Genomic DNA, 10,325 nt, shown 5'->3' with positions numbered 1-10,325 from the left:
ACCCCCACCGCCCCCCCCTCCCCCCCGGCCCCCGGCGCCTCCCCCCGCGCCCCCCCCCCCCCCCGCCCCCCCCCCCCCCCGGGGGCCCCCCCCCCCCCCCCCCCCCCCCCCACCCCCCACCACTGCGGTCAGCGCAGGTAGGTCGCGCTCTGGGCGGCGACGAGGTCGACGAGGTCGCGCTGGGCGATGTTGACGTCGAGCAGGTGCAGGCCCCAGCTCTCGTTCGGCAGCGCCGGCAGCAACGCCGCACCCGGTCCGTCGACCATCAGCACCCGCGGGCCGTCACCGTCGGTGCAGCGGCCGTGGAACGCGTCGACCTCGACTCCGCCGATCCGGGCGTGCAGCGGCGCATCGGAATTGTCGTGCAGGGAAGCCGGATTGGTGCACAGCACCTCCAGCCCCGGCGCCGTCGACAGGCCGTACCGGGTGTCCGGCGGCGGGGTGCGCGAGAACGCAGAGTACGCGACGACGCAGCCCGTCTGCCCGACGTTCGTGCACGCGGGCACGGAGGTGAAGTCGCCGCCGACGACGTCGCCCTCCCGGACCAGGACGTTGCCTCCCAGCAGCAGCGCCGACACCAACTGCGACTGCACGGGCCGCCCGTCGACGTGGTCGCGGATCAGGGACCGCAACATCCGGGTGCCCTGCGAGTGCCCGATCAGCACGACGCCGCGGCCGTCGTTGTGATGGGTCAGGTAGTCGTCCCAGGCGCGTTCGACATCTGCGTAGGCGACCTCGAGGGCCGCGGCCCGCTCGTCGGGGGTGCCGGTGAACAGCGCGCGCAGCGTCACCTGCCGGTAGACTGGCACCCACACGTTGCAGTGCGCGCCGAACGGTTCCGTGTGGGCGCGTGCGACGGCCTGCAGTTCGGGTGACCTGTCGTGGTTCGCGTTCGTCGACAGCTGCAGCGACGCCGTCGGATACAGATAGAAGCAGTCGATCGGGGCGCCGTCGCGTCCACCGCACGGGTCGTCCGGCTGTCCCGGCCGGCACAGCCACGTGGTGCCGGAGTCGGCGGTCGCGGGCGGGGCGATCACCAGGGCGGAGAGCAGCGCCGCCCACACGAGAACGACCACGGTGCGCGCCCGACGGGAGATCGCCATGCCGGGCAGCGTAGCCCCAGTGGTGCACCGTCGGACCCCGGAACGTCCGAAAGTGCACCACTGCGCGTCAGCGCCCCTCCGCATACGCCTGCAGGTGCGCGACCTGGTCCGCATCGAGGGAGGGGCGGACGGCCTCGCGGGCGGCGGCGACGTCCGCGGCCGTCACGTCGGCGGCGTCGACGCTGCGCCGCATCGCTGCCAGAGCCGACTCCCGCAGCAGCGCCGAGCAGTCCGCCGCCGAGTACCCCTCCAGTTCGACCGCGAGCGCGTCGAGGTCGACGTCGTCGGCCAGCGGCACCGACCGTCCCGCGGTCCGCAGGATCGCGCCGCGCGCGTCGGCGTCCGGCGGCGGCACGAACACCAGCCGTTCGAGCCGTCCGGGACGCAGCAGCGCGGGGTCGATCAGGTCGGGACGGTTGGTCGCCCCGACCACGACGACGTCGCGCAGCGGTTCGACACCGTCGAGTTCGGTCAGCAGCGCCGCCACCACCCGGTCGGTGACACCCGAATCGGTGGACTGCCCGCGCCGCGGCGCCAACGCGTCCACCTCGTCGAGGAAGATCATCGACGGCGCGGAATCGCGTGCGCGCTGGAACAATTCGCGTACCGCCCGCTCCGACGCGCCGACCCACTTGTCCATCAGTTCGGCGCCCTTGACCGCATGCACGGACAGCTGCCCCGAACTGGCCAGTGCCCGAACCAGATACGTCTTGCCGCATCCGGGTGGCCCGTACAGCAGCACCCCACGGGGCGGGTCGACGCCGAGCCGGGCGAACGAGTCGGGATGCTGCAGCGGCCACAGCACGGCCTCCGTCAGCGCCTGTTTGGTCTCGACCATGTCACCGACGTCGTCGAGGGTGACCGACCCGACCGCGAGTTCCTCGGCGCCCGACCTCGACAGCGGCCGGATCACCTCCAGCGCCCCGATCAGATCCGACTGCTCGAGGCGCGGTTCGCTGCCCGCGGAGCTCGCCCGGGACGCCGCCCGCAGTGCCGCCTCCCGCACCAGCGCCGCCAGGTCTGCGGCCACGAATCCCGGTGCTCGCAGCGCGATCTCCCCGAGATCGAGGGTCGTGGTCGGGACCTTGCGCAACATCAGTTCCAGCAGCGCCCGGCGGGTGCGCCCGTCCGGCAGTGGCACCATCAGCTCCCGATCGCACACGTCCTGCGCGCGGGCCCGCGAATCGAGGGCGTCCGGGTGCGCGGTGGTCGCGACGAACGCCACCCCCGGCGTGTCCACCGCACGCCGCAGTTCGTCGAGGATCAGCGTCGACGCCGGCTCCGGGTCGGCGGGCAGCAGCGCGTCGAGGTCGGTGACGAGCAGGACGCCGCGCTCGGTGCGCAGCCCCGCCACCGCGTCCGCGACGCGCTGCAGCCGGGCGCCGGACTCGAGTGCGCCGACGGTCGGACCGTCCAGCTCGACGACGGTCCGCCCGGCGAGCACCGCGCGTGCCAGTGTCGCCTTGCCGACCCCGGCGGGACCGGTGATCAACACCCCGAGATGCGGTGACGCACCGAGGGTGTGCAGCAGTTCCGGCTCGTCGAGCGCCAGCTTGAGCCATTCGGTCAGCTTCGCGGACTGCGCGGACACCCCGACGAGGTCGCCCACCGGCACCGGCTCGGGATGCTGGTGCGTCGACGCCGGCTGCACCACCGCCGCCTGCGCCGGGACGGCGGCCGGGACCCCCCAGCCGATCGCCGAATTGGGTTGTACGCTCACCGGACCCGACGGATCGACGGAGGTCACGGTCAGCAGCTCGGACGTCCACGCCACCCCGAACGTGCGCGACAGCGACTGCGTGGCGCTCGCCGTGGAGGTGCCGGGGCCGAGGTCCCGCGGCAGCAGCGACACCGTGTCGCCGACGGTGAGGACCTTGCCGAGCAGTGCCTGCCGCAGGGTCGACTCCGAGATCGACTGCACCGCCAGCGCCGACCCGCTCACCGTCGCGGCGCGGGCGCCGTACACCGTCACCGGGGACACGACGACGCGCGCATTCTCTTTCAACCCCGCGTTCGACAGGGTGACGTCGTCGAGCAGGGCGGTCCCCGTCGGGGTGCCCGCCGGAGCGAACGCGACGACCGCGGCGGTCCGGCGGCCGCCGATCACGGCGATCCCGTCCCACTCGCGCAGCCCCAGCGCGGCCAGGGCTTCGGGATGCAGCCGCACCACCCCGCGGCGGGCGTCGGCGGCGGACGTGTTGAGCCGGGCGGTCAGCGCGAGTTCCGGGGAGGTCACCCGACCAACAGTAGTGGGATGTGTCCCGGCCGCCGGGGGTGTCCGGGACCCGTCAGCGGGCCTTCGGGCGCCGCAGCCCCAGACGGCTGTAGGAGCGGCGGTCGGAGCTCACCCGCCGGATCGCCCGCCGCTCCGCGGGTTTGACGTCCCACACCTCCGGGCGGGCGGCGACCCAGCGTTTGGAGCGGACCGCGAACGGGATGTGCACGAGGTACGCGCACACCAGCACGATCAGCAGGATGTACGGGTAGGTGATCAGCGCGGCCGCCGTCAGCGCGACCCCGACCAGCAGTGCCGCCGCCATCCGGCGCGGCACCGAGAACGTCTTCATCGCCAGCGTCGGGATCCGGCTGACGATCAGCGCCGCCGACAGCACGGTCCACACGGTCACCACCCAGAACGACGACCACCAGCCCTCGCCCCACTGCTCGAACGCGGCGATCGGGGCGAGCGCGATCAACGCCCCGGCCGGGGCGGGGACGCCAACGAAGAACTCGCTGGTGTACGACGGTGCCGTGTCGTCGTCGAGGAGGGTGTTGAAGCGTGCCAGGCGCAGCACGATGCTCACCGCGAACACGAGCGCGACGATCCAGCCCGCGTTGCTGCCGTCGAGGAGCGTCACGTAGAGGACGAGCGCGGGGGCGACGCCGAACGAGATGGCGTCGGACAGCGAGTCGAGTTCGGCGCCGATCTTGGTGGTCGCGTCGAGCAGTCGGGCGATGCGGCCGTCGAGTGAGTCGAGGACCGCGGCCGCGCCGATCATCGCCAGCGACACCCCGGCCTGCCCCTCGAGCGCGAACTTGACCGCGGACAGGCCGCTGCACAGCGCCAGGATCGTGAGCGTGCTCGGCAGCAGCAGAAGGCCACTGCTCGCGACGCGGCGGGGCGCGCTGCGAGTCCGGGTGGACACGATCTCGCGGGGACTCACGGCAGCTGGGCGAGGACGGTCTCGGCGCCGACGGCGCGCTGGCCCCGCTCCACCATCGGCGTGCTGCCCGCGGGGAAGTAGGTGTCGACGCGGGAGCCGAAGCGGATCAATCCGTAGGTGTCGCCGATCGGGAGCCGGTCGCCGACCTCGGCGTCGCACACGATGCGCCGGGCGATCAGGCCGGCGATCTGGACGACCGCCACCTCGTGGCCGGAGTCGGTGCGCAGGAGCATCGAGTTGCGCTCGTTGTCCTCGCTCGCCTCGGCGAGGTCGGCGGAGAGGAACTTGCCCGGTCGGTGCACCACCCGCAGGACCTCACCCGCGACGGGGCTGCGCTGCACGTGTACGTCGAGCACGGACAGGAAGATGCTGACCCGGGGAACGGGCTGGTCGCCCATGTCCAGTTCGGCCGGCGGTACCGCGTTGTCGACGAGTGCGACCTCGCCGTCGGCGGGGGAGACGACCACGTTCGGCCGGTTCGGCGGCACCCGGTGCGGATGCCGGAAGAACGCGGCGCAGGCTCCGGCGGCGAGCAGTCCGCTGCGGCGGATCCACGGCCGACGCCGGCCGAGCGCGGCCACGGCGAGGGGTCCGAGGACGAACGGCAGACCGGCCGGATGCAGCGGCGGGATCGTGGTCCGGACCAGGTCGGCTACGTGCGCGAGGCCGGTCGGTTGCGGAGTGCCAAGGGGGGTGGGGCGGCGGGCCACGAGCTCCTCTTACGGTCGGTGACGGCTTCGACGCGCGCGAGGGGTCGCTCGCGGGCACTCACAGGCTAGCCGAGTACGGCGCGAGTACGGCACCGAAGAATCCGTCCGTTCGAGCGGGTGGGGCCCTCGGTCAGCGTGCGGGTGCGGCGGCGGCCTCGACCTCGGACTTGATCCGGGACAGCGTGGTGTTCATCCCGGCGATCATGTAGACCTCGAAGTCGGCGGTGCCGCCCATGAACTTGTCGACGAGGAAGGACGAGATCTTCGTCGTTCCGGTCGGGGCCTCGCGACGTTCGGTGACGCGGGTGCCGGTCTCCGTGGGGGTGAGTTCGTAGGTCCAGATGGTGTGGTTCTCGGTCACGCGCCACGCGATGGCCCGGGCCGGCTCGAAACGGATCACCTTGGCGCTGGTCGGCCACACCAGGCGGCCCTTCCTGTTGACGTTGACCGTGCGGCTGCCCCGACGGATCGGTCCGCCGAAGACCTTCATCGTCTTGCACTGCGGACTCCACCTGCCCATGCGTTCGAGGTCGGAGACCACCTGCCACACCGCGTCGGGGGTGGCGTCGATGTCGACGCTCGCTTCGAGGGTGTTCGTCACGGGGCCTCCGGTTCGAGAGTTAGCGGTACTGTCAGTCACATATGATTTCCGGACTCGGCGGCGTTCGTCAAGAGTCCTGTCCATGCTGTAATGCGCGGCGGTCCGCGAGCGATGTCCAGGGTAACCACATCGCCGCCGGTCGCCCCTCGGTCGGCGCCCTCACCCGGAGCTCGTCGTGAAGATCCCAGACGCCCTGCACTCGACCCCTCGACCCTCGCTGCCACTGCTGCCGATCCAGCGCAGTCGCGGCCGGCGACCGGTGTGGCCCAGCGAACGTCTCGAGCGGCTGCTCACCCCGCGCGAGGTCGACGACCTGCTGCGAGGGCGGTTCCTCCGCTGAGGCAGCGTCCCGCGGTGCAACGATCCGAGCGCGTCCTGTTCGGGGGCGGCGGCGAGCCGGGCATACTGATCCGGTGAGCGTCGACGGCGTGCTGTTCGACATAGACGGGGTCCTCGTCACGTCGTGGCGACCGATACCGGGTGCTGCGGACGCCCTGCGTGCGGTCCGCGACCGGTCGCTGCCCGTCGCCTTCCTCACCAACACCACGTCGCGCACCCGCGCCGACATCGCCGCGACGCTGCGCGAGCGGGGAATGGACGTCGACGCCCGCGAGATCGTCACCGCCGCCGCGCTCACCGCCGAATACCTGCGGGTCACCTACCCGGGGGCTCGCTGCCTGGTGGTCAATCACGGGGACGTCGGCGAGGACCTCACGGGCGTCGTGCTCGACGACGCGGACCCCGAGGTGGTGGTGCTCGGTGGCGCCGGCCCCGAATTCGACCACGTCACCCTCAGTCGGGTGGTGGAGTTGATGCAGCGCGGCGTCCCGGTGGTCGCGATGCAGGGCGGCCTGACCTGGGCGACCGAGGACGGACTCCGCATCGACACCGGCGCCTACCTGTGCGGACTCGAGGCCGCGGGGGACGCGCGGGCCACGGTGATCGGCAAACCGGCGCCGACCGGGTTCACCACCGCGGCCGCACTGATGGGCAGCGATCCCGAACGGACCGTCATGATCGGCGACGACCTCGTCAACGACGTTCTCGCCGCGCAGTACGTCGGATTGATCGGGGTACTGGTCCGCACCGGCAAGTTCCGGCCCGCGGTCCTGGTGTCGGCGCCGCGGCCGCCCGACCACGTGATCGACTCCGTTGCCGATCTCCCCGCCCTGCTCGACGAACTCGATCCGTAGGCTCGACCCGACGCGGCGGTTGCCGGGTGTTCCCGCGTCGGGCGACGGCGGCGGTGAGCGGACGAGAAGCGGAGGAAGCCGTGCAGTGGGATCCGGTCCAGTACTCGCTTTTCGAGTCGGAGCGCAGCCGTCCGTTCTTCGACCTGGTCGGCCGCATCGGCGCCACGGACCCGCGCCGCGTCGTCGACCTCGGGTGCGGTGCGGGTGACCTGACTGCGACGTTGGTGGCGCGCTGGCCGGGGGCGAATGTCCTCGGGGTGGACTCCTCGCCGGAGATGATCGCCGCGGCCACCGCCCACGATCTGCCGAACCCGGAGTTCGTGCTCGGCGCCGCGGAGGAGTTCTCGGCGGTCGGCACCGACGTCCTGGTGAGCAATGCGCTGCTGCAGTGGGTGCCGACGCATCGCGACCTGTTGCGGCGCTGGGCCGACGAGCTCGAGCCGGCGGGCTGGCTCGCCTTCCAGGTGCCCGCCAACTTCGATGCGCCGTCGCACCGGTTGCTGCGGGAGGTGGCCGAGTCGACCCGCTGGCGTGACCGCCTCGGTGGGGTGCAGCGCAACGAGGGTCGGGTCGCGGAGCCGTCCGACTATCTCGAGTTGCTGATCGCGGCCGGGCTGCGGGTCTCGGCCTGGCGTACGGAGTACCAGCACGTCCTGTCCGGGCCCGACCCCGTCCTCGACTGGGTGCGGGGCACCGCGCTGCGGCCGGTGGTCGGCCTGCTGTCCGCCGCCGACGCGGCCGAGTTCGAAGCCGAGTACGGCGCGAAGCTGCGGGCGGCGTATCCGCGCCGCGAGTACGGGACGGTGTTTCCCTTCACGCGGATCTTCGTGGTGGCGGAGAAGCCCGCGCGGGGGTGAGCGCGTCCTCCGGGCGCCCGAGATCACCGGGCGCGTCGCCGCCGGAGATCCGTTTCCTTTTCGATGCTACGAATCGCTGTCATCCTGGCCGTTCGCCGACCGGATTTCGGCTACGGTCGACGGCACAGTCGTTCACCGCTGCCCGAGGAGTTCCGTGCGCACCGTGTCCCGTTCCCGTTCCCTGTCCTTCTTCCGCGGCCGCGCCGCGCGGATCGTCGCGTCGATCGCAACCGGTGTGGCGGTGACAGGTGGACTCGCCGTCGCGGGTACCGGTGTCGCGTCGGCTGCGCGGGTGGACTGCGTCTCGCCGCCGTCGGCCAACGACATCCGCGTGATCGGTGACGCCAGCTGCGGCGCCACCGCGACCAACGGGGGCAGCGCGAACGCCGGCGCAACCGACAGCGGGACCGCCGTCAGTGTGTCGGAGGGCGGCGCCGCCGACACGTTCGCGACGGGTTACGGCGTCGCGCTCAGCTCGTCGAAGGTCGCGGGTCAGGCGCATGCGTACGCCATCGGTGGCGGTATCGCGCACGCCCGCACCGACAACGGTGACGTGACGTTCGCGCTGGCCGGTTGGGGGTCGGGTGCCACCGCCGCGTCGGCGGGGGTGAACTGCGTGGGCCCGCTCTCGTTCGCGGTCAACCTGAACACTGGCGCCGTCTGCCTGATCCGCTGACGCGGGGGCTCGCGGCGGACCGCCGAAACCTTGCACTCGACCCGGGCGAGTGCTAAAAATGCACTTGGCACTCGCAACACGCGAGTGCCAGGTCGGGACGGTGAGACCGGGATCCATCGACACCCCCGGTCGTCCGTCGCGGGCACCGAACCTGGCCGAGTGAACAGGGCGCAACCCCAGCGGTGGCCCCTGCGCGCAAGTGAGGTGACCCGACGAGCGGTCGCCTTGTGTGTCACCCCCAATCCGGAGGATCACTTCGCAATGGCCAAGATCATCGCGTTCGACGAAGAGGCCCGTCGTGGCCTCGAGCGTGGCCTCAACAGCCTCGCCGACGCCGTCAAGGTGACGCTGGGACCCAAGGGTCGCAACGTCGTGCTCGAGAAGAAGTGGGGCGCCCCCACGATCACCAACGACGGCGTGTCCATCGCCAAGGAGATCGAGCTCGAGGACCCCTACGAGAAGATCGGCGCCGAGCTGGTCAAGGAGGTCGCCAAGAAGACCGACGACGTCGCTGGCGACGGCACCACCACCGCCACCGTCCTCGCTCAGGCGCTCGTCCGTGAGGGTCTGCGCAACGTCGCTGCCGGCGCCAACCCGCTGGGTCTCAAGCGCGGCATCGAGAAGGCCGTCGAGGCCGTCACCGCCAAGCTGCTCGACACCGCCAAGGAGGTCGAGACCAAGGAGCAGATCGCTGCCACCGCCGGTATCTCCGCCGGCGACGCGTCCATCGGCGAGCTCATCGCCGAGGCCATGGACAAGGTCGGCAAGGAAGGCGTCATCACCGTCGAGGAGTCCAACTCCTTCGGCCTGCAGCTCGAGCTCACCGAGGGTATGCGCTTCGACAAGGGCTACATCTCGCTGTACTTCGCGACCGACGCCGAGCGTCAGGAAGCGGTCCTCGAGGATCCGTACATCCTGCTCGTCAGCTCCAAGGTGTCGACGGTCAAGGACCTGCTGCCGCTGCTCGAGAAGGTCATCCAGGCCGGCAAGCCGCTGCTGATCATCGCCGAGGACGTCGAGGGCGAGGCCCTGTCGACCCTGGTCGTCAACAAGATCCGCGGCACCTTCAAGTCCGTCGCCGTCAAGGCTCCCGGCTTCGGTGACCGCCGCAAGGCGCAGCTCGCCGACATCGCCATCCTCACCGGTGGCGAGGTCGTCAGCGAAGAGGTCGGCCTGTCCCTCGAGACCGCCGGCATCGAGCTGCTCGGTCGCGCCCGCAAGGTCGTCGTCACCAAGGACGAGACCACCATCGTCGAGGGTGCCGGCGACGCCGACGCCATCGCCGGTCGCGTCAACCAGATCCGCGCCGAGATCGAGGCGTCGGACTCCGACTACGACCGTGAGAAGCTGCAGGAGCGCCTCGCGAAGCTGGCCGGCGGCGTCGCCGTCATCAAGGCCGGCGCTGCGACCGAGGTCGAGCTCAAGGAGCGGAAGCACCGCATCGAGGACGCCGTCCGCAACGCGAAGGCTGCCGTCGAGGAGGGCATCGTCGCCGGTGGTGGCGTGGCTCTGCTGCAGTCCGCTCCGGTTCTGGACGACCTCAAGCTCGAGGGCGACGAGGCCACCGGTGCCAACATCGTCAAGGTTGCCCTCGAGGCTCCGCTCAAGCAGATCGCGTTCAACGCCGGCCTCGAGCCCGGCGTCGTCGCGGAGAAGGTCCGCAACCTGCCCGCAGGCAGCGGCCTGAACGCCGCCACCGGTGAGTACGAGGACCTGCTCGCCGCCGGCATCAACGACCCGGTCAAGGTCACCCGCTCGGCGCTGCAGAACGCGGCGTCCATCGCGGCCCTGTTCCTGACCACCGAGGCCGTCGTCGCCGACAAGCCGGAGAAGGCCGCGCCCGTCGCGGACCCGACCGGTGGCATGGGCGGCATGGACTTCTGAGTCCAGGCCCGCACGGGACGACGTGATCGTCCCACCCGGTTCCCTGCGAGGCCGGTCCACCGAACGGTGGGCCGGCCTCGCGGCGTCCGGTGCACGGGACGTCGGTCGGTCGGGTGAGTTCCGTTCCTCACTTTGAC

General features: G+C 71.6%; 10 protein-coding genes. 5 read left to right on the top strand and 5 right to left on the bottom strand.

Annotated features, from left to right (window positions below; translation table 11 throughout):
* Positions 1-128: 128 nt before the first annotated feature.
* From ACFYVR_RS19550 to ACFYVR_RS19530, 5 genes are all read right to left on the bottom strand, one after another.
* Positions 129-1,103 carry a DUF3089 domain-containing protein gene (locus ACFYVR_RS19550; protein WP_387476160.1) on the bottom strand — a complete coding sequence of 325 codons (975 nt, stop codon included), beginning with the start codon at positions 1,101-1,103 and terminating at the stop codon, positions 129-131.
* A 67-nt stretch (positions 1,104-1,170) separates the two neighbouring features.
* The gene (locus ACFYVR_RS19545) at positions 1,171-3,339 is read right to left on the bottom strand and encodes an AAA family ATPase (RefSeq protein ID WP_387476159.1); all 2,169 of its coding nucleotides are present in this window, start codon (positions 3,337-3,339) and stop codon (positions 1,171-1,173) included.
* A 52-nt stretch (positions 3,340-3,391) separates the two neighbouring features.
* Positions 3,392-4,249 carry a CDP-alcohol phosphatidyltransferase family protein gene (locus ACFYVR_RS19540; protein WP_387476157.1) on the bottom strand — a complete coding sequence of 286 codons (858 nt, stop codon included), beginning with the start codon at positions 4,247-4,249 and terminating at the stop codon, positions 3,392-3,394.
* 14 nt (positions 4,250-4,263) lie between these two features.
* A complete protein-coding gene (locus ACFYVR_RS19535) occupies positions 4,264-4,977 on the bottom strand; it encodes a phosphatidylserine decarboxylase (RefSeq protein WP_387476155.1) in 714 nt (237 codons plus the stop codon).
* A gap of 130 nt (positions 4,978-5,107) precedes the next feature.
* Entirely contained in the window at positions 5,108-5,578 is a 471-nt protein-coding gene (locus tag ACFYVR_RS19530) for an SRPBCC family protein (RefSeq protein WP_387476153.1), read from the bottom strand.
* A 175-nt stretch (positions 5,579-5,753) separates the two neighbouring features.
* Here ACFYVR_RS19530 and ACFYVR_RS19525 point away from each other — a divergent pair, with 175 nt between their 5' ends.
* The 5 genes from ACFYVR_RS19525 (at position 5,754) to groL (ending at position 10,188) form a co-directional block, all read left to right on the top strand.
* The gene (locus ACFYVR_RS19525) at positions 5,754-5,918 is read left to right on the top strand and encodes a hypothetical protein (RefSeq protein WP_387476151.1); all 165 of its coding nucleotides are present in this window, start codon (positions 5,754-5,756) and stop codon (positions 5,916-5,918) included.
* A 73-nt stretch (positions 5,919-5,991) separates the two neighbouring features.
* The gene (locus ACFYVR_RS19520) at positions 5,992-6,771 is read left to right on the top strand and encodes an HAD-IIA family hydrolase (protein WP_387476149.1); all 780 of its coding nucleotides are present in this window, start codon (positions 5,992-5,994) and stop codon (positions 6,769-6,771) included.
* Positions 6,772-6,824: 53 nt separating this feature from the next.
* Positions 6,825-7,628 carry a methyltransferase domain-containing protein gene (locus ACFYVR_RS19515; RefSeq protein WP_387476147.1) on the top strand — a complete coding sequence of 268 codons (804 nt, stop codon included), beginning with the start codon at positions 6,825-6,827 and terminating at the stop codon, positions 7,626-7,628.
* A 163-nt stretch (positions 7,629-7,791) separates the two neighbouring features.
* Positions 7,792-8,304 carry a DUF6764 family protein gene (locus ACFYVR_RS19510; RefSeq protein WP_387476261.1) on the top strand — a complete coding sequence of 171 codons (513 nt, stop codon included), beginning with the start codon at positions 7,792-7,794 and terminating at the stop codon, positions 8,302-8,304.
* 261 nt (positions 8,305-8,565) lie between these two features.
* A complete protein-coding gene (gene groL / locus ACFYVR_RS19505; RefSeq protein ID WP_387476145.1) occupies positions 8,566-10,188 on the top strand; it encodes a chaperonin GroEL in 1,623 nt (540 codons plus the stop codon).
* Positions 10,189-10,325 lie beyond the last annotated feature (137 nt).

This window comes from Rhodococcus sp. NPDC003318 (assembly GCF_042879035.1).
In the GTDB taxonomy this organism is placed as follows: Bacteria; Actinomycetota; Actinomycetes; order Mycobacteriales; family Mycobacteriaceae; genus Rhodococcus_G.
Note: the sequence above shows the minus strand (reverse complement) of the source record. Positions and strands in the feature narration are given on the sequence as shown.